The sequence below is a fragment of the Mesorhizobium sp. ESP6-5 genome, assembly GCF_020164695.1.
GTDB lineage: Bacteria > Pseudomonadota > Alphaproteobacteria > Rhizobiales > Rhizobiaceae > Mesorhizobium > Mesorhizobium australicum.
The window spans coordinates 271,927-290,079 of record NZ_JAIUGR010000005.1 but is presented as its reverse complement, the minus strand read 5'-3'; the positions used below and the strand labels follow the sequence as shown (position 1 = coordinate 290,079).

At 63.7% G+C, this 18,153-nt stretch carries 16 protein-coding genes; 5 read left to right on the top strand and 11 right to left on the bottom strand.

The window, feature by feature from the left end:
• Window positions 1–65: 65 nt before the first annotated feature.
• Genes betA through betI form a run of 4 tightly spaced genes read right to left on the bottom strand, consistent with a single transcriptional unit; the run spans window position 66 to window position 4,828 of the window.
• The gene (betA, locus tag LB524_RS10655; RefSeq protein WP_015318670.1) at window positions 66–1,718 is read right to left on the bottom strand and encodes a choline dehydrogenase; all 1,653 of its coding nucleotides are present in this window, start codon (window positions 1,716–1,718) and stop codon (window positions 66–68) included.
• Window positions 1,711–2,715: a threonine/serine dehydratase gene (locus LB524_RS10650; RefSeq protein WP_224525897.1), complete on the bottom strand. Its 1,005-nt coding sequence runs from the start codon at window positions 2,713–2,715 to the stop codon at window positions 1,711–1,713. The genes betA and LB524_RS10650 overlap by 8 nt, the downstream gene beginning before the upstream one ends.
• Entirely contained in the window at window positions 2,712–4,241 is a 1,530-nt protein-coding gene (gene betC / locus LB524_RS10645; RefSeq protein WP_224525896.1) for a choline-sulfatase, read from the bottom strand. The genes LB524_RS10650 and betC overlap by 4 nt, the downstream gene beginning before the upstream one ends.
• Entirely contained in the window at window positions 4,238–4,828 is a 591-nt protein-coding gene (gene betI, locus LB524_RS10640) for a choline-responsive transcriptional repressor BetI (RefSeq protein ID WP_224525895.1), read from the bottom strand. Before betI ends, betC begins: the two co-directional genes overlap by 4 nt.
• Window positions 4,829–5,022: 194 nt before the next feature.
• On the opposite strand from betI, the gene LB524_RS10635 reads away from it, so the two are divergent.
• Window positions 5,023–6,189, top strand: a complete 1,167-nt coding sequence (locus LB524_RS10635; protein ID WP_224525894.1) for an acetyl-CoA acetyltransferase — start codon at window positions 5,023–5,025, stop codon at window positions 6,187–6,189.
• Between the two features lie 27 nt (window positions 6,190–6,216).
• Complete coding sequence (locus tag LB524_RS10630; protein WP_224525893.1) at window positions 6,217–7,221, top strand: asparaginase; 1,005 nt, start codon at window positions 6,217–6,219, stop codon at window positions 7,219–7,221.
• A gap of 9 nt (window positions 7,222–7,230) precedes the next feature.
• Here LB524_RS10630 and LB524_RS10625 read toward each other — a convergent pair whose 3' ends face one another.
• Window positions 7,231–8,607, bottom strand: a complete 1,377-nt coding sequence (locus tag LB524_RS10625; RefSeq protein WP_224525892.1) for a TIGR03808 family TAT-translocated repetitive protein — start codon at window positions 8,605–8,607, stop codon at window positions 7,231–7,233.
• 117 nt (window positions 8,608–8,724) lie between these two features.
• Between LB524_RS10625 and greA the strand changes: the two genes are divergently transcribed.
• Window positions 8,725–9,198, top strand: coding sequence for a transcription elongation factor GreA (gene greA / locus LB524_RS10620; RefSeq protein WP_015318663.1), 474 nt, complete (start codon window positions 8,725–8,727; stop codon window positions 9,196–9,198).
• Here greA and LB524_RS10615 read toward each other — a convergent pair.
• The 4 genes from LB524_RS10615 to LB524_RS10600 form a co-directional block, all read right to left on the bottom strand.
• Window positions 9,195–9,581, bottom strand: coding sequence for a type II toxin-antitoxin system death-on-curing family toxin (locus LB524_RS10615; RefSeq protein ID WP_015318662.1), 387 nt, complete (start codon window positions 9,579–9,581; stop codon window positions 9,195–9,197). The two genes, greA and LB524_RS10615, sit on opposite strands and share 4 nt — an antisense overlap.
• Window positions 9,578–9,808, bottom strand: coding sequence for an AbrB/MazE/SpoVT family DNA-binding domain-containing protein (locus tag LB524_RS10610; protein ID WP_015318661.1), 231 nt, complete (start codon window positions 9,806–9,808; stop codon window positions 9,578–9,580). Before LB524_RS10610 ends, LB524_RS10615 begins: the two co-directional genes overlap by 4 nt.
• Before the next feature lie 74 nt (window positions 9,809–9,882).
• A complete protein-coding gene (scpA, locus tag LB524_RS10605; protein ID WP_224525891.1) occupies window positions 9,883–12,003 on the bottom strand; it encodes a methylmalonyl-CoA mutase in 2,121 nt (706 codons plus the stop codon).
• Window positions 12,000–13,442 (bottom strand): methylmalonyl-CoA mutase subunit beta, encoded by a 1,443-nt coding sequence (locus LB524_RS10600; RefSeq protein ID WP_224525889.1) that lies wholly within the window; start codon window positions 13,440–13,442, stop codon window positions 12,000–12,002. Before LB524_RS10600 ends, scpA begins: the two co-directional genes overlap by 4 nt.
• A gap of 330 nt (window positions 13,443–13,772) precedes the next feature.
• Between LB524_RS10600 and LB524_RS10595 the strand changes: the two genes are divergently transcribed.
• A complete protein-coding gene (locus tag LB524_RS10595; protein ID WP_224525887.1) occupies window positions 13,773–15,320 on the top strand; it encodes a helicase HerA-like C-terminal domain-containing protein in 1,548 nt (515 codons plus the stop codon).
• 41 nt (window positions 15,321–15,361) lie between these two features.
• Here the strand turns inward: LB524_RS10595 and LB524_RS10590 are convergent, their stop codons facing one another.
• Entirely contained in the window at window positions 15,362–16,189 is an 828-nt protein-coding gene (locus tag LB524_RS10590) for a L,D-transpeptidase (RefSeq protein ID WP_015318657.1), read from the bottom strand.
• 170 nt (window positions 16,190–16,359) lie between these two features.
• A complete protein-coding gene (locus tag LB524_RS10585; RefSeq protein ID WP_140618589.1) occupies window positions 16,360–17,022 on the bottom strand; it encodes a haloacid dehalogenase type II in 663 nt (220 codons plus the stop codon).
• A gap of 156 nt (window positions 17,023–17,178) precedes the next feature.
• Between LB524_RS10585 and LB524_RS10580 the strand changes: the two genes are divergently transcribed.
• Window positions 17,179–18,057, top strand: coding sequence for a branched-chain amino acid aminotransferase (locus LB524_RS10580; protein ID WP_015318655.1), 879 nt, complete (start codon window positions 17,179–17,181; stop codon window positions 18,055–18,057).
• Window positions 18,058–18,153: the final 96 nt, after the last annotated feature.

The window sequence follows — 18,153 nt, the reverse complement described above, 5'->3', positions numbered from 1 at the left end:
TTGTGCCCAAGACGGCTATTGGGCGGGCGCCTGTCGGGCAGCTCACTCTATCGGCGGATCATGGCCTATCTGTCGGAAGCCTGCCAGCGCGGATTGATCCATGGTTCCTGGTTGGACGGCGCGAGCGGCGTGCGGCCAAGGATGTGATCGGACGCTTTTTCGCCGGTCATGATCGATGGCGCGTTGAGGTTGCCGTTGGTCACGCGCGGGAAGATCGAGGAGTCGGCGACCCGCAATCCGTCGACGCCGATGACCCGGCATTCCGGATCGACCACGCTCGATTGATCATCGACGCGGCCCATTCGGCAGGTGCCGCAGGGGTGGTAGGCGCTTTCGGCATGGTCGCGGATGAACACGTCGAGATCGTCGTCCGACTGGACATGGCTGCCCGGCGAGAGTTCCTGTCCGCGATAGGCATCGAAGGCCGACTGGCCGAAGATCTCGCGGGTCAGGCGGATGCAGTGGCGGAACTCCGCCCAGTCGTCCGGATGCGACATGTAGTTGAAGCGGATGACCGGCTTCGCTTTCGGATCCGGCGAGCGCAGCGTCACCGAGCCGCGCGACTTCGAGCGCATCGGTCCGACATGCGCCTGGAAGCCGTGCGACTTCGCCGCCGCCTTGCCGTCGTAACGCACCGCCGCCGGGATGAAGTGGTACTGGATGTCGGGATAGTCGACGCCTGCCTGCGAGCGCACGAAGGCGGCCGCCTCGAAATGATTGGTGGCGCCAAGGCCCGATTTGAAGAACAGCCACTGCGCCCCGATCATCGCCTTGGAGAACGGGTTCAGCACTGAATTCAGCGTGATCGGTTTGGTCGATTCCTGCTGGATGTAGAGCTCCAGATGGTCCTGCAGGTTGCCGCCGACGCCAGGCCGGTCGGCCACGACGGCAATGCCGTTTTCGTGCAAATGCCCGGCCGGGCCGATACCGGACAGCATCAGGATCTTCGGCGAGTTGATCGACGACGCCGCGACGATTACTTCACGTCGCGCCTTAACGACCTGAATCTGTTTGTGAGCTTCGATCTCGACGCCGATGGCGCGTTGATTCTCGATGATCACCCGGCGCGCAAAGCCTTTGACCAGTCTGACGTTTTTGCGCCGGAGCGCCGGCTTCAGATAGGCTGATGCCGCCGACCAGCGGCGGCCGCCCAGAATGGTCTGCTCCATCGGGCCGAAGCCTTCCTGCTTGGCGCCATTGTAGTCGTCGGTCAGTTCAAACCCTGCCTGGCGGCCCGCTTCGACGAAGGCGCCATAGAGCGGATTGCGCCGGGAGCCGCGCTGCACATGCAGCGGGCCGCCGTGCCCGCGCCAGCCATCCTCGCCGCCATCTGAATCCTCCATGCGTTTGAAGTAGGGCAGCACGTCGGCGAAGCCCCAGCCGGCCGCGCCCTGTTCGGCCCAATGGTCGAAGTCGCGGGCGTGGCCGCGCACATAGACCATGCCGTTGATCGAGGACGAGCCGCCGATCACCTTGCCGCGCGGCGTCGCCAGCACGCGGCCACCCAGATGCGGTTCCGGTTCACTGGCGAATCCCCAGTCGTAGAGGCTCATGTTGAGCGGTATCGACAGCGCCGAAGGCATCTGGATCAGCGGCCCGATATCAGTGCCGCCGAATTCGATGACGATGACCGAATGCTTGCCGTCTTCCGACAAGCGATAGGCCATGGCCGAGCCGGCGGAGCCGGAGCCGATGATAACGAAATCCGCTTCAAGCATGGTTCATATGCGCCATAAAATCGGCGAGCGAAACGTTGCCGCCGGTAGCCACCACCAGGACGGTTTTTCCCGCCACATCCACCTTGCCACCGAGCAATGCCGCCAGCGACGCCGCACCTGACGGTTCGAGCACCAGCTTCATCCGCTCGAAAGCGATCCGCATCGCGCGCCGCACCGACCGATCGTCGACGGTGATGCCGCGCACGCCAGCGGTCTTGACGGCGGCGAACGGCGCGTCGCCGGGCCGGCGCGACATCAGTCCGTCGCAGATCGATTTCGGACCGATCGGCATGGTCTCGATGCTGCCATGCGCCAGTGACGAGCCCATGCCGTCGAACCCTTCGGGCTCTACGCCGATGATCTCGGTCGCAGGCGACAGATAGTGGAAGGCGAGCGAAACGCCGCCGATCAGCCCACCGCCGCCGACCGAGCAGAACAAGAGATCGGCGCTGGCATGCTTAGCCGACAGCTGGTCGAGCGCTTCGAGGCCGGCACCCGCCTGACCGGCGACGATCTCGGGATCGTCGAATGGATGCAGGAGCGCTAGCCCTTCTGTTTCAGCGATTTCGCGCGCCTTGGCCGCCGCGACCTCTTCACGCGCGCGATCGCCATGGTCGGTCAGCACGACGCGCGCGCCATAACCCGCGGTAGCATCGCGCTTGGCGGCCGGCGCGTCGATCGGCATGACGATGGTCACGGGAATGCCGAGCGCCTGGCCGGCCGCGGCCAGCCCTTGCGCGAAATTGCCGGAGGAATAGGCCACGACGCCCTTCTTCGCCTCGTCGGGCGAAAGCCGCTTCAGCCGCCAATAAGCGCCGCGAACCTTGAAAGATCCGGCCCATTGCAGCGATTCCGGCTTGATGAAGACCCGGGCCGCGCCGGTTTCCCTGGCGAGCGCCGCCGATTCCAACAGCGGCGTGACCTGTGTCGCCCGTGACGTTACCGCATAGGCCTGCCTGAGATGGTCGAGAGTGGGAACGAGAAGGTCTGCCATCATTCGCCTCGCGGATACCTTTTGCTTTCTTCGAGTTTGTCGAGGTTCATGTGATTGCGCATGTACCGCTCTGACGCCTTCTGCAACGGCTGGAAATCCCAGGGGTAGTAGGCGCCGTTGCGCAGCGCCGGATAGACGACCCAGCGGCGTGCCTGGTTCTCGCGCACGGCGGCATCGAAGCCGGCCATGTCCCAACGCGCCCGGACCTTTTCCAGGAATGCCGCCACAAGACCCGCATTGGCGGGGTCGTCGGCCAGATTGTCCCGCTCGAGCGGATCGGCTTCGAGATCGAACAATTGCGGCGGATCGAGTTCGCAATGGACGAATTTGTACCTGCCTTCGCGGATTGCCACCAAGGGCGCATAGGAGCCCTCCGCCGCGTACTCGATCAGCACCGGTGTCGTGCGCTGCCCGCCCTTGGTGAGCGGCAGCAGCGACTGGCCGTCGGTCCACGGCGCGATCGCCCCGATGTCGATGCCGGCAAGGTCGCAAAGCGTTGGTGCTACGTCGAGATTGGAGACCGGCGCCTCGATCAGCCCGGCACGAATGCCCTTGCCGGCAATCATCAACGGCACTCGCGCCGAGCCTTCGAAGAAGCTCATCTTGAACCACAGGCCTCGCTCGCCGAGCATGTCGCCGTGATCCGAGCAGAACAGGAGGATCGTGTCGTCGAGCATGCGCGTCCGCGTGAGAACGTCGAGGAGCTCGCCGACCTTGTCGTCGACATAGGAGATGTTGGCGAAATAGCCGCGCCGCGAACGACGCACCTCTTCAGGCGTGATCTCGAAAGAGGGATAGTCGCTGGCATGGTACAGCCGCCGAGAATGCGGATCCTGCTCGTCTTCAGCGATGTACCCGGTTTCCGGATCCAGCACCTGGCAATGCTCATAGAGATCCCAATACTGCTTGCGCGCGACATAGGGATCGTGCGGATGCGACAGCGAGACGGTGAGGCACCAGGGCCGATGGCTCGCATCGTCCTGTTCGCGCGAAAGCTGATAGAGCTTCTGAGACGCGAGGAACACGACCTCGTCGTCATACTCCATCTGGTTGGTTGTTTCCGCAACGCCGGCGCCGGTCACCGAACCCAGATTATGATACCACCACTCGATGCGCTCGCCGGGTTTGCGGTAGTCCGGCGTCCAGCCGAAATCCGCCGGATAGATGTCGGTGGTCAGCCGTTCCTCGAAACCGTGCAGCTGATCCGGTCCGACGAAATGCATCTTGCCCGACAGGCAGGTGTAGTAGCCGGCCGCACGCAAATGATGGGCGAAGGTCGGGATCGACGAGGCGAACTCGGCGGCATTGTCATAGACCCCGGTGCGCGACGGCAACTGGCCGCTCATGAACGAGGCACGGCCCGGCGCGCAGAGTGGCGAGGCGGTGTAGTTGTTGGCAAAGCGCGCCGAACGCGCCGCCAGTGCCTTCAGATGCGGTGTGTGCAGAAATTCCGCCGGCCCATCCGGGAACAAGGTCCCGTTGAGCTGGTCGACCATGACGATCAGGAAATTGGGTCGCTTCGCTGTCACTGCTTGTGCCGTCCGCCAAGTTTGGTTTCGAGATAATCCTCGACCAGCGCGATCGCGGTCGCGGCGTCAGGCACGCCATCCTTCAGCGCGCGCCTGATGTAGAGCCCGTCGATCATCGCCGCCGTCGCTTCCGCGGCGCGGTCGGCTTCGGTCCTCGGCAGGATGCCGGTCAGTCCACTCATCAGGTTGGAATGCAGCCGCCGGGCATAGATTCTGAGCAGCCGGCGCAGCGAAGACGATTGCTGCGCCTCGACATAGAAAGCGAGCCATGCGGCAATGGTTTCGGCCTGGAACTGGACATCGGAGAAGTTGACGGTGACCACGGCCGAGACGCGCTCGCGCGCGGTGCCGGCGCACTGCAGGGCGCGGCGCATATCGATGGTCAGTTCGGCCAGGATGTGCCGCATCGTCGCGAACAGCAGCTCGTCCTTGGCGCCGAAATAGTGGTGGGCGAGCGCCGAAGACACACCGGCGCGTCCGGCGATCTCGGACATGGTCACGTCAAGCGAGCCACGCTCGCCGATCGCCGAGATCGTCGCGTCGATGAGCGCCCTGCGGCGCAATGGCTCCATTCCGACTTTTGGCATGCCGTTTCCGATTTTTGCGGGAGATTATTTTTTATTGACGCGTCAATCAATAAAAAATCGACCTCGACGCGACCTGTACCAAGCGATTGTTGCGTTGCGGCCCTTCACGGCCCGGGCGAGAATGTTTATATTTGAACAATAAAGGTGAAGTGCGTCACGAGCCGTGGGCGCTGACGCCAAGGATGGAGACCGCCATGACCGCATGCATCGTTGGCTGGGCGCATTCGCGCTTCGGCAAGCTTGAGGGCGAGACGCTCGAAAACCTGATCGTCAAGGTCGCGACGGACGCGCTCGACCATGCCGGCATCGGCCCGGACGAGGTCGACGAGATCGTGCTCGGCCATTTCAATGCCGGGTTTTCGGCGCAGGATTTCACGGCAAGTCTGATTCTCCAGGCGGACGACCGGCTGCGCTTCAAGCCGGCGACACGCGTCGAGAACGCTTGCGCCACCGGTTCGGCGGCGGTCAGGCAAGGCATCCGCGCCATCGATGCAAACGCCGCCCGCATCGTGCTGGTGGTTGGCGCCGAGCAGATGACGACGACGCCCGGGCCCGAAATCGGCAAGAATTTGCTGAAAGCTTCCTATCTGCCCGAGGACGGCGAGACGCCAGCCGGCTTCGCCGGCGTCTTCGGCAAGATCGCGCAGGCCTATTTCCAGCGCTATGGCGACCAGTCGGATGCGCTCGCCATGATCGCTGCCAAGAACCACAAGAATGGCGTCGACAATCCCTATGCGCAGATGCGCAAGGATTTCGGCTATGACTTCTGCCGGCAAGAGAGCGAGAAAAACCCGTTCGTCGCTGGACCCTTGAAGCGCACCGACTGCTCGCTGGTCTCCGACGGCGCTGCTGCCCTTGTCCTTGCCGACACGGCAACGGCGCTGAAGATGCGCCGCGCGGTCGCCTTCCGCGCCAACGAGCATGTGCAGGATTTCCTGCCGATGTCGAAGCGCGACATCCTGACCTTCGAAGGCTGCGAACAGGCCTGGACCCGCGCGCTGAAGAACGCCGGCGTAACGCTCGACGATCTCTCCTTCGTCGAAACGCATGACTGCTTCACCATCGCCGAATTGATCGAGTATGAAGCGATGGGACTGGCCAAGCCGGGTGAGGGCGCCAAACTGGCGCTGGATGGCACAACGGCGAAAGACGGCCCCCTGCCGGTCAATCCCTCCGGCGGACTGAAGGCCAAGGGCCATCCGATCGGCGCCACCGGCGTCTCCATGCATGTCTTGACCGCCATGCAGCTTGTCGGCGAAGCCGGCGGCATCCAGGTGCCGGGCGCGAAACTCGGCGGCATCTTCAACATGGGCGGTGCGGCGGTCGCCAACTACGTTTCCATTCTCGACCGGATCAGGTAAACCGCCCCGGCATTCGCGGGAGGTAGCATGGCAAATCCGGTTCTGATCGAAGTTTTGCGCGGCGCCATTGTCGAGAGCGCCCATCGCGGCGCCGTTGCCGTCTTCGATGCCGACGGCAAGCCGGTGCTGGAGATCGGCGATACGTCGAAGCCGGTCTTTCCGCGTTCCGCCGTAAAGGCGATCCAGGCCCTGCCGCTTGTTGAAACGGGTGCCGCGGATGCCTATGGCTTCGGTGACCGCGAACTGGCGCTGGCCTGTGCCTCCCACTCCGGCGAGCCGGCGCACGTCGAACTGGCGCGGTCCATGCTGGCCAGGGCCGGGCTGGACGGGTCGGCGCTCGAATGCGGGGTCCACTGGCCCTCGAACCATGACGCGGAGATTGCGCTCGCGCGTGCCGGCGGCTCACCGAATGCGTTGCATAACAATTGTTCCGGCAAGCACTCCGGTTTCCTCTGTACCTGCGTCCATTCGGGCATCGCGCATCGCGGCTATGTCAGACCGGATCACGCCCTGCAGGAAATGGTGCGCGACGCCATGCAGGCAGTCACCGGCGCTGTCCACGGCCCCGACGAACGCGCGGTCGACGGCTGCTCGATTCCGACCTATGCGGTGCCGCTCAGGAGTTTCGCGCTCGGCTTTGCTCGCATGGCCACGGCCCAAGGCTTTGGCCCGGAGCGGGCGAAGGCCGCGAAGCGGCTGCTTTCGGCCTGCATGGCGGAGCCGTTCTTCGTCGCCGGCACCCGCCGCGCGGATCTGTTGCTGATGGAAGCCGCTCCGGGACGAATTTTTGCCAAAGGCGGGGCCGAGGGCGTCCACTGTGCCGCAATTCCCGAACTCGGCCTCGGTATCGCGGTCAAATGCGATGACGGTGCCGGGCGCACCGGCGATGCAATCGCGGCCGCGATCCTCGCCAGGCTGCTGCGGGCGGACGAGGCCTTGGCGGCGAAGCTGCTCGAACTGGCGAATGCGCCCATCGAAAGCCGGATTGGCGCCAAGGTCGGGGCGCTGAAGCCGGCGCCGGCCCTGAATTGAAGGTGGTAATCAGCTGACGCGGTTGCGCTCGACGGTCAGGTGCGCATAACCGCTGCTGCTGGTCTGGGTGAGGTCTGATGTCACCGGCTCGGCCCAGCGCTGGCCGACAACCGCTCCGTTCGACGCGCCATCGATGACGTTGTCGGAGATGACGGCCGTGCCGGCACCTTCGACCACACTGACGACGATGCCGGTGCCTGCCTTGCGAATGATGTTGCCGGTGGCCACGACGTTGCGCAGATACGGGCCCCAGCCGATCGACATGCCGTAGAGCGGCGCGTTCTCGATGACGTTGTTGGAAGCGACGGTGTCGGCCTCGACGGCGATCCCAACGCCGAAGCCGGGTGGATCCGCGGTATAGGGGCCTGATGTCGACAGATTGCGCACGACGTTGCCGGAGCAGACACCCATGCGGCCGCCCTCGTTGAAGTTGACGATCGAGATGCCGTTGGCGGCGCCGTCGACGATGTTGTTGGAGATGACAGCACCCTCGAACGAGAACTCGGAATAGACCGCAGTCTCGCCCGAGCGTGAGCAGGTGTTGCCCGATATCTGCAGATTGCTGGAGCTGTTGGCCCGGATCGCCGAGAAGGCGCAGTCGGAGACCACATTGCCCGAGATGACGACATTGCCGGCGCGGAAGGCATTGATGCCGTTACCGTTCTGGCCTGTACCGCCGCTGCGCGCGCCAATGCGTTCGACGCGGTTGCCGGTGACCATGGTGCCGTCTTCCGCAGCTTGCCAGCGGTGCACCAGGATGCCGCCATTGGCGCAATCGGAGACGGTGTTGCCTGATATCGCCAGTCCTGCGGCCTCCACCGAATAGATGCCGGCGTCCGCCGCCCCCGATATGTCCGAACGCTCGATCCGGCCCGCGGCGTGTTCCAGCGCCAGCCCGTTCTTGCCGCTGCCCGTGATCTGGCAGTTGTCAACCACGAGATGCGCCACCCGGCGCAGATCGAGCAGTCCTTGCGCGTAGTCGCCCATAGAGCGATTCGCGCCGTCGAAAACCAGTCCGCTGAGTTCAATATGGTCGGCCTGTTCGGCCATGAACAAATGGCCGTCGCCGCCATAGACGATCCGCGTCGCGCCCGGCACGCCGGAAAGACGCACGCGACCAGGCAGCGAGAGATTGGACACCACATAGGTGCCGGGCGGCAGGAAGACCGGCATGTCACGGCCATTCGCGTCGCGCAGCAGCTTGGCGAAGGCCTTGCTCTGGTCGTCAAACGTACCGGGCTGGACGCCAAGTTCGGTGGCGTTGATCGAGCCGCGCATCGAGGCTTTCTCGATGCCGGTCAGGCTGGCGGCCGCCGCCTTGCCGAGCGCGAGGCCCATGACGGCAAAGCAGGTGGTCTGCGTCAGCAGGGTTCGTCTGTTCAACATCGGCACAGAATCCCAGTGTTCCGCCCCGACACCGCAGGAATCATGCCAGACGTTCAACGCGCCTCTTCTCGGCGGCAATGACTTGTCGGGCAGCCACTCGGCGCCTAAGTTCAGGGGATGAGCAGAGCTTTTACCCGCGAAGAAGACAGCGAAAACGCGATCGCCGGTGTTGGCGAGCGGCCGATCAGCACGCACCGGAACCTGGTGACGGAGCGCGGCTTGGCGCAGATCGACGACAATCTGGCCGATCTGCGCGATATCATGGCGAAAGCGGAGCGGAAAGCCGACCGCGAGCGCATCGCGGTCGTGTCGCGCGATCTGCGCTACTGGACCGCGCGACGCGAGAGTGCCGAGCTTTCCGTGCCGGAGCCCGGCAGCGATGTCGTCCGCTTCGGCATGGGTGTCACGCTGCAAAGTGACGACGGCAGGAAGGTGCACTGGAAGATTGTCGGCGAGGATGAAGCCGATCCGGCCAAGGGCAGCATCTCGCACGTCTCGCCTATGGCGGTCGCGCTGTTCGGCAAGAAGGTTGGCGACGTGGCCAGCGTCAACGGCAAGGAGTGGGAGATCGTCAAGCTCTCGGAGAGTTAGTCTTCAAGCTTGACCACATGGTCGCGGAAGAATGCGGCCGCACCCGCTTCGTCTATCTCGCTGGCAGCGACCATCATCACCAGTTGGATGACCTCCTCCTGTTCGGCTTCGATGCTTAATCCGTTGAAATAGAGAAACAAGTCGGCCGCAGCGAAAGCCGTGCGCTTGTTCCCATCGACGAACGGATGGTTCTTTGCGATGCCGAAGAGATAGGCGGCAGCGAGTTCGCTCAGATCCGGCTCGCCATATGCTTCTTTCTGTTGCGGACGTGCGAGCGCCGATTCCAACAGGCCTTCATCGCGGATGCCCGACGCGCCGCCGTGAAGACGCAACTGCTCGGCATGCATCGCCTCCACGAACTCTCGCGAATGATGTGCCGTCATTTTGCGAGCGCGCGGTAGGCAACCTCGTATTTCCTCATCCGCTCGCGCGCTACCTTCATCTTGCGCTCGAATTCTTCGGCAGAATCTTCCAATCGGCGCAAGCGAAGCTCTTGACCTTCCTGGACGACGACCACGTTGTCGCCTGTCTTGAGATTCAATCGATCGAGAAGCTCTTTCGGCAGAATCACGCCGTCCGAATTACCGATCTTGCGAATTGTGGTGTTCATGATGAAACATCCTGTTGCAACGCTAATTATAACGCGGTGCGCCGGGTGTTGCAACAGATATTATAACAGATTCGTCACGAGGATAGCAGCCGATCCAGCAGCCGCTCCGCCGCTTCCGGAATGACCGTGCCCGGCGGGAAGATTTCCGCCGCGCCGGCTTGCAGCACCGCATCATAGTCCTGCGGCGGGATGACGCCGCCGGCCACGATCAGCATGTCGCCGCGGCCGAGCTTCTTCAGCGTGTCGCGCAATTCTGGGATCAGCGTCAGGTGACCCGCTGCCAGCGATGAGGCGCCGATGATGTGGACGTCATTCTGGACAGCCAGTTTCGCGATCTCTTCCGGCGTTTGGAACATGGCGCCGACGGTAACGTCGAAGCCGAGATCGGCGAAGGCCGTGGCGATCACCTTCTGCCCGCGGTCGTGGCCGTCCTGTCCCATCTTGGCCACGAGGATGCGCGGCTTGCCGCCGTTTTTCTTTTCGAAGGCACCGAGCTTGTCCTGCAGGCGGTCGATCACCGGACTGTCGCCAAGCGCCTTGCGGTAGACACCGGAAATGGTCTGCACCCTGGCCACATGGCGGCCATAAGCTCTTTCCAGGGCGAACGAGATTTCGCCGACAGTGGCATTGGCGCGCGCGGCGCGGATGGCGAACTCCAGGAGGTTGTCCTCGCTCTGTGCGGCACGGGTCAGCGCATCGAGCGCGCTTTCGACGGCGGCGACGTCACGCGTGCCCTTCAGCCGTTGCAGCTTCGAGAGTTGCCGGGCCCTGACCTCGGCATTGTCTATCTTCAGCACGTCGACCTCGATATCGGCTCCGGGGCGATGCGCATTGACGCCGACCAGCATCTGCTCGCCGGAATCGATGCGCGCCTGCGTGCGGGCGGCGGCTTCCTCGATGCGCAGCTTGGGTATGCCCTTTTCGATCGCAGCCGCCATGCCGCCGAGAGCCTCGACCTCCTCGATATGGGCGAGCGCACGCGCCGCCAGATCGTGTGTCAGCCGTTCGAGATAGGCCGAACCACCCCACGGATCGATAATGCGCGTGGTGCCGGATTCCTTCTGCAGGACGAGTTGCGTGTTGCGGGCGATGCGCGCCGAATGGTCGGTCGGCAGCGCCATTGCCTCGTCGAACGAGTTGGTGTGCAGCGACTGGGTATGCCCCTGGGTCGCGGCCATCGCCTCGATCATGGTGCGGATGATGTTGTTGTAGGGATCCTGCGCCGTCAGCGACCAGCCGGAGGTCTGGCAATGGGTGCGCAGGGACAGCGACCGCTCGTCCTTTGGCGCGAAGTTCTTTTTCATCAGCGTCGCCCACAACAGGCGTGCGGCCCTGAGCTTGGCCACTTCCATGAAGAAATTCATGCCGATCGCCCAGAAGAACGACAGGCGCGGCGCGAAACGGTCGATGTCGAGCCCCGCCGCGACGCCGGCGCGGGCATATTCGATCCCGTCGGCGATCGTATAGGCGAGCTCCAGGTCGGCGGTCGCGCCGGCCTCCTGCATGTGATAGCCGGAGATCGAAATCGAATTGAACTTCGGCATGTTCTTCGAGGTGTAGGAGAAGATGTCCGAGACGATCCGCATCGAGGGCTTCGGCGGATAGATATAGGTGTTGCGGACCATGAACTCCTTCAGAATGTCGTTCTGAATGGTCCCGGCCAAATCCTTCTGCGCGACGCCTTGCTCTTCCGCCGCCACGATGTAGAGCGCCATGATCGGCAGCACCGCGCCGTTCATCGTCATCGACACGGTCATCTCGCCGAGCGGAATGCCGTCGAACAATTGCCGCATGTCGAGGATGGAATCGATAGCCACACCCGCCATGCCGACATCGCCGGCGACGCGCGGATGGTCCGAATCATAGCCGCGGTGCGTGGCGAGATCGAAGGCAACCGAAAGGCCTTTCTGGCCGGCGGCAAGGTTGCGCCGGTAGAAGGCGTTGGATTCTTCGGCGGTCGAAAAACCGGCATATTGCCGGATGGTCCAGGGTTGCTGGACATACATGGTCGGGTAGGGGCCGCGCACGAAGGGCGGCAGGCCCGGATAGGTGTCGAGATGCGACAATCCCTTGAGGTCGCCCTGACTGTACAGCTGCTTGACGACAAGGCCTTCCGGCGTTGTTCGCTGTCCCTTGACCTCGACAGGCGCGCGGCGCGGCGGCACCCAGCCGATCTGACTGAAATCCGGAATCAAGAAGCGGCCCCGATGGATTGATCGATGCGGACCGGAGACAACGCTTCGCACAGGACGACGCCCTCGGTGAAGGCAGGTCGCTTCTCTGCGTCCAGCGTCTCGACCGGGCGCTCGCTTTTCAACGGATAAAGCGTGGCGCCGACAATGGCCCGCTCGTCTGACTTGAAGGCTATGGCGCGATGGGCGGCGGCGTTGCGGACGCGCTGCTGGATATGTCCGTCCCGAAGGCTGGACAGCACGCCACCCTCAGCCTCGATGGCCTGTAATTCCGCCCACGCGGCTTCGCAAAGGTCTGAGGTCAGCGCTTCGACGGCGCCGGAGCCATGGGCGGGATCGGCGACATGATCGACATGGCTTTCATTGGCCATGATCAGCTGCGCGTTGCGCGCGACGCGGCGGGCAAAGGCGGCCGGCAGGCCGTGCGCGATCGTATGCGGCAGGATTGAGATCGAATCGGCGCCTCCCGCCGCCGCGGCGAAGCAGCCGATCGTCGTGCGCAGGATGTTGGTTTCGGGATCCAATGCCGTCATCATGCGAAATGATGTCTCGGCATGGATGTTGGCCGTGGAATTGGGGATCGAGCAGGCCTCCTGCACCCGTGCCCACAGCCTGCGCAGGGCTCGCACCTTGGCCATCGACAGGAACTGGTCCTGGTCGACGCTGAGCGCGAAGCCGATATGAGGCGCGGCATAGACGAGCGGCTGCCGCGCCTTCTCGAACATTCGCAGATACGAGACCGCCGAGGCCAGCATGATGCCGAGTTCCTGCGCTTCCGTGGCGCCGGCATTGTGGAAGACGCGACCGTCTGCCTCCAGAAGCACACCCGGAACGCCCATCGAGAAGAAATGCGCCAGCGATTGCGGCATGGATTCCTGCAGCGCCTCGATCGACATGCGCAGCCGGCCGGTGCCGGCGAGGATAGCAGCCGGATCGATGCCGAAGGAAAGGTTGAGCTTTGCCGGATCGGAGCGGCGCTTGCTCAGGAACGCCACCAGCCAGTCGGCCATGGGGCGGCTCCAGGGGTGGGTGTCGATACGGATCTGGACCCGGTTGAGGGGCACGCCCTCCAGCACCGTCTCGAGCGCCTGCGCCGTCCTCGGCAGGCCGTAGCCAAACGCGTTCGGGGCGCCCTCGAAGACGAGCGACAACCCCGTCGCGCCCTGGGCGACATCTTCCAGGGCCTGCCTCTTGGCGCGTTCGACATCGGGGTCGTCGACGCGCTGGCTGACGATCCACGGCGATTGAGGATTGGCGCGCACGATCGGTTCCGTTCCGGTCGCGCGTTCATAGAGCGGCTCGACGCGGATATTGTCGTCGGTATGCGAGACCAGCTTTTCCTCGAAGGATGCGCCGGCCAACGCTTTTTCCGCCAGGGTCAGCCATCGCTGACGCTCCGCATTCGTTGGCTCAACATCCCTGGTCAAGGCTCCGGCGCCCATTCATCGTCCTCGTTCTATGTGGCCGCACCAGCCCGGGCAGCCTAATCTACGGTCCCCGGTCAGTTATCGCAATGCACGCCCAGGGCTTGAATTCGACCACCTGATATTCGATCCACCTGATATAGGTCGCTTGCGTGGACGGACCATGGACGATTGCCAAACACCATCGAAATCCGCAAGTTCCAAAATCCGATTTTGGCGATTGGTCCGATTTGGACGATAGCCCTGAGGTCCTGCCTTGGACGATTGTCATTGTCGCTGTGCGGCAGCCTCACTATACCTTCGGGCAAAGGCTGGCTTAGACACATCAGTTTTGCGGAGACCCGACCTATGGCTGACGACACCAGTATTTTCATCGGCGCCAGCCGCAAGCCCGACGACAGCTATCAGCGCGCCGAAAACCTGCTGCTGCAATACGGAAATCGCCATGGCCTGGTGACCGGCGCCACCGGTACCGGCAAGACGGTCACCTTGCAAATCCTGGCAGAGGGATTTTCCAACGCCGGCGTGCCGGTCTTCTGCGCCGACATCAAGGGCGACCTTTCCGGCATCGCCATGATGGGCACCGCCCAGGATTTCCTGGTCAAGCGGGCAGAACAGGTCAAGCTCGACCCTTACGACTTCCAGGAATTTCCCGTCATCTTCTGGGATCTGTTCGGCGAGCAGGGCCACCCCATCCGCGCCGCCATTTCGGAAATGGGCCCGCTGCTCCTGTCGCGGCTGATGAACCTGACCGACGCGCAGGAAGGCATCATGAACATTGCCTTCCGCATTGCCGATGAAGAGGGCCTTCTTCTCCTCGACCTCAAGGACCTGCAGGCGCTGCTCGCCAACATCGCGGAGCGCGCCGAGGAAATCAGCGCCCGTTATGGCAACGTCACCAAGCCGTCGGTGGGGGCGATTCAGCGCACGCTGCTGGTACTTGAGCAGCAGGGCGCGGCGAACTTCTTCGGCGAGCCGGCTTTGCGCATTGCCGACATCATGCGCACCACCCGCGATGGTCGCGGCGCCATCAGCGTGCTGGCCGCCGACAAGCTGATGATGAATCCGCGCCTCTACGCGACGTTCCTGCTCTGGCTGATGTCGGAGCTGTTCGAGGAACTGCCGGAGGTTGGCGATCCCGACAAGCCGAAGCTGGTGTTCTTCTTCGACGAGGCACACCTCTTGTTCGACGAGGCGCCGAAGGTGCTGATCGACCGGGTCGAGCAGGTGGTCCGCCTGATCCGCTCGAAAGGCGTCGGCGTCTATTTCGTCACGCAGAACCCCTTGGATATCCCCGAAAAGGTCCTGGCCCAGCTCGGCAACCGCGTGCAGCACGCGTTGCGCGCCTACACGCCCCGCGAGCAGCAGGCGGTGAGGACGGCGGCCGAAACCTTCCGGCCCAATCCGGATTTCGACTGCGCCATCGCCATCACCCAGCTCGCCACCGGCGAGGCCCTGGTCTCGACCCTGGAGGCCAAGGGCATTCCGTCCATGGTCCAGCGCACGCTGATCCGTCCGCCGTCATCGCGGCTTGGACCCATCACCCCTGCCGAGCGGCAGAAGCTGATCGGGGAAAGCCCGGTCACCGGCCAGTATGACCAGGTTGTCGATCGCGAATCGGCCTTCGAAATGCTGCAGAAGAAGGCAAAGCAGGCGCAGGACGCCGAGGCGCAAGCGCAGCAGACCGGCACCGGCGGCTCGCGCTGGACCATTCCAGGCTTCGGCAATGACGATCCCGCGCCGCAGTCCGGTGGCCGGCGCGCGCCTGCGCCGCGCCCCTCCAATCGCCAGACGGTGGCCGAGGCCGCGATCAAGTCGGTGGTGCGCTCGGTCGGCTCGTCGGTTGGACGTGCCATTGTGCGCGGGATTCTGGGTAGTTTGTCGCGGGGACGGTAGATCAGGGCAGCGGCAACGCTGCTGCCCCCTGAAACTGAAACTCAGAAGATCGCGTTCGTGACCGCTTTGACTGGGCCGAGCAGCACCGATCCATCCGGCACGCCGGCATCGATCGGGATCGCCTTGTGGTTGGCCGTCGCCACCATCGGCTGGCGAGCGTCGCTGGTCACGATGACCGGCGTCTTCGAGGGCACGCGGTCATAAAGGTCGATAATGTCCTGGTTCATCAGGCGCACGCAGCCCGACGACACCGATTTGCCGATCGAGCGCCATTCCGGCGAGCCGTGCAGGCGATAGAGCGTGTCCACATTGCCCTGGAAGAGATAGAGCGCACGTGCGCCGAGCGGGTTCTTTAGGCCGCCGGGCATGCCGCCATTGTCGGCGCTGTACTGCTTCAATTCCGGCTGGCGGGCGATCATCTCATCCGGCGGCGTCCACTTCGGCCATTTCTGCTTCCACTGGACGACGGCGTCGCCCGACCATTCGAAGCCGGCGCGGCCAAGGCCGACACCATAGCGAATGGCCTGGCCGCCCGGGCGAACCAGATAGAGGAAATGGCCTGTCGTATCGACGACGATGGTCCCCGGCTTCTGCCCGGTCGGGTCGGGTACGATCTGGCGCAGGAACTGCGGATCGATCCTGTCGACGGGGATGGCCGGCAGATCGAAACCGCCATCGTTGACCGCAGCGTACATCGACGCATAGTCGGCGAGCGGAGGCTCGACATACGTTGGTGGCGGCGGCGGCTCGACTGGTCCCGGTCCGGTGGTGGCGCATGCGGAAACCGCGATCGAGGCGGCGCCCAGGGCTGCGGCGTTGAGGAAGCCGCGACGGCTCAGGCGATAGGATTCGATTTCGGTTATGGACATGGCTGCCTTCTTTAAGACTCAAATCGCAACAAAGCGTCAACACGCGACGTTCGCTGCGGGTGCCTGACAACACCTGAGGCGATAGGCGGTTCCGATTCTGGCTCGAACGTGGACAAACAAAGGCGAAGCTGTGACTGCGCCGCCACTGTGGCGCTGGGGCCACAGGTCAGTTAGGCGCCGGATACGAGTGCCTCCAACGATGGCAGGATCAGGGCCGGTGGCAAGTCCTGGTATTCCTCCGGCTGGTTGGAGCGGTTGATCCAGACCGTGCGGAAGCCGAATTTGGTGGCGCCCGCAATGTCCCAGCGATTGGAGGACTGGAAGGAGACCGCGCCGGGATAGAGGCGCCATCCCGTGGCGACCATGTCGTAGACAACAGGATCGGTCTTGAAGCGACGCACCGCATCGACCGAATAGATGTCGTCCAGGACCTGGTCGAGTGCCGCCGACTTGACCGCTGCCTGCAGCATTTCGGGCGAACCGTTGGAGAGGATCGCCAGCCTGGCGCCCGAAGCCTTGAGCGCTTTCAGCACGGCCGGCACTTCGGGATAACAGTCCAGTCGCCAATAGGCTTCCAGCAGTTTCGCCTTGAGGCTCGGATCGGCCGAAGGGACCTTGCGCAAGGCGAAATCCAGCGCCTGTTCGGTCAGCTGCCAGAAATCGGCATAGGCGCCCATCAGCGTGCGAACCCAGGAATACTCGAGCTGTTTGGCGCGCCAGATTTCGGACAGGAGTTGGCCGTCCGGGCCGATCGCGTCCGCATGGCGGCGCACGGCGGCGTGCACGTCGAACAGCGTGCCATAGGCGTCGAACACGTAGGCGGCGTATTGCATGGCAACAGTTTTGAGGCGAGGCGGGACAAGGTGCAAGCCTTGATTGCAGCGCACCCGTCGCTGGCCTCAACAAAACTCCCCGATGCTGGTTGACGGCGGCGGTCAAAGCATCATCCAATGTTGTCACACAAGATTTGACCGGAACGGGAAAACGCGATGACACTGGCGGCGGCGGCGCAATCCGCGACATGGACTTTCGTCGATGGCGATTGGTACGAAGGCAATGTCGCCATTCTGGGGCCGCGCAGCCATGCCATGTGGCTCGGCACCAGCGTGTTCGACGGCGCGCGGTGGTTCGAAGGCGTGGCGCCCGATCTCGAACTTCATGCCGCACGCGTCAATGCCTCGGCGATCGCGCTTGGGCTGGCGCCGAACATGACGCCCGAGCAGATCGTCGGGCTGACCTGGGACGGGTTGAAGAAATTCGACGGCAAGACGGCGGTCTACATCAGGCCGATGTACTGGGCCGAGCATGGCGGCTACATGGGCGTGCCGGCCGATCCGGCCTCGACCCGTTTCTGCCTCTGCCTCTATGAATCGCCGATGATCTCACCGACCGGCTTTTCGGTGACCGTGTCGCCATTCCGGCGCCCGACCATCGAAACCATGCCGACCAACGCCAAGGCCGGCTGCCTCTATCCCAACAACGGCCGCGCCATCCTCGAGGCCAAGGCGCGCGGCTTCGACAACGCGCTTGTGCTCGACATGCTGGGCAATGTCGCGGAGACCGGAAGCTCGAACATCTTCCTGGTCAAGGACGGCCATGTGCTGACGCCGGCGCCGAACGGAACCTTCCTGTCCGGCATTACCCGCGCGCGCACGATGACGCTGCTTGGCGACTATGGGTTCACGACGACTGAAAAGACGCTGTCGGTGCGGGATTTCCTCGAAGCGGACGAAATCTTCTCGACCGGCAACCACTCCAAGGTGGTGCCGGTCACCCGCATGGAGGGCCGTGATCTGCAACCCGGCCCGGTGGCCAAGAAGGCACGTGAACTCTATTGGGAGTGGGCGCATTCGACCTCGGCTGGCTGAGATAGCCGGCCTTTTTGTCGCCGCGCGGCTGGTCACAGGAAAAGCATGTGACAGTTCCCGGGAACCCGCTTAGAAAGGGACCGGCGCTTCACTTCC

Bases quoted from the DNA above. Each gene is read 5' to 3' on its own strand.
- LB524_RS10630 (WP_224525893.1), top strand. From the start codon at position 6,217: ATGGCAAATCCGGTTCTGATCGAAGTTTTGCGCGGCGCCATTGTCGAG.
- LB524_RS10650 (WP_224525897.1), bottom strand. From the start codon at position 2,715: ATGATGGCAGACCTTCTCGTTCCCACTCTCGACCATCTCAGGCAGGCC.
- LB524_RS10580 (WP_015318655.1), top strand. From the start codon at position 17,179: ATGACACTGGCGGCGGCGGCGCAATCCGCGACATGGACTTTCGTCGAT.
- LB524_RS10600 (WP_224525889.1), bottom strand. From the start codon at position 13,442: ATGGGCGCCGGAGCCTTGACCAGGGATGTTGAGCCAACGAATGCGGAG.
- greA (WP_015318663.1), top strand. From the start codon at position 8,725: ATGAGCAGAGCTTTTACCCGCGAAGAAGACAGCGAAAACGCGATCGCC.
- betI (WP_224525895.1), bottom strand. From the start codon at position 4,828: ATGCCAAAAGTCGGAATGGAGCCATTGCGCCGCAGGGCGCTCATCGAC.
- LB524_RS10625 (WP_224525892.1), bottom strand. From the start codon at position 8,607: ATGTTGAACAGACGAACCCTGCTGACGCAGACCACCTGCTTTGCCGTC.
- LB524_RS10610 (WP_015318661.1), bottom strand. From the start codon at position 9,808: ATGAACACCACAATTCGCAAGATCGGTAATTCGGACGGCGTGATTCTG.
- LB524_RS10590 (WP_015318657.1), bottom strand. From the start codon at position 16,189: ATGTCCATAACCGAAATCGAATCCTATCGCCTGAGCCGTCGCGGCTTC.
- LB524_RS10595 (WP_224525887.1), top strand. From the start codon at position 13,773: ATGGCTGACGACACCAGTATTTTCATCGGCGCCAGCCGCAAGCCCGAC.
- LB524_RS10585 (WP_140618589.1), bottom strand. From the start codon at position 17,022: ATGCAATACGCCGCCTACGTGTTCGACGCCTATGGCACGCTGTTCGAC.
- LB524_RS10635 (WP_224525894.1), top strand. From the start codon at position 5,023: ATGACCGCATGCATCGTTGGCTGGGCGCATTCGCGCTTCGGCAAGCTT.
- LB524_RS10615 (WP_015318662.1), bottom strand. From the start codon at position 9,581: ATGACGGCACATCATTCGCGAGAGTTCGTGGAGGCGATGCATGCCGAG.
- betA (WP_015318670.1), bottom strand. From the start codon at position 1,718: ATGCTTGAAGCGGATTTCGTTATCATCGGCTCCGGCTCCGCCGGCTCG.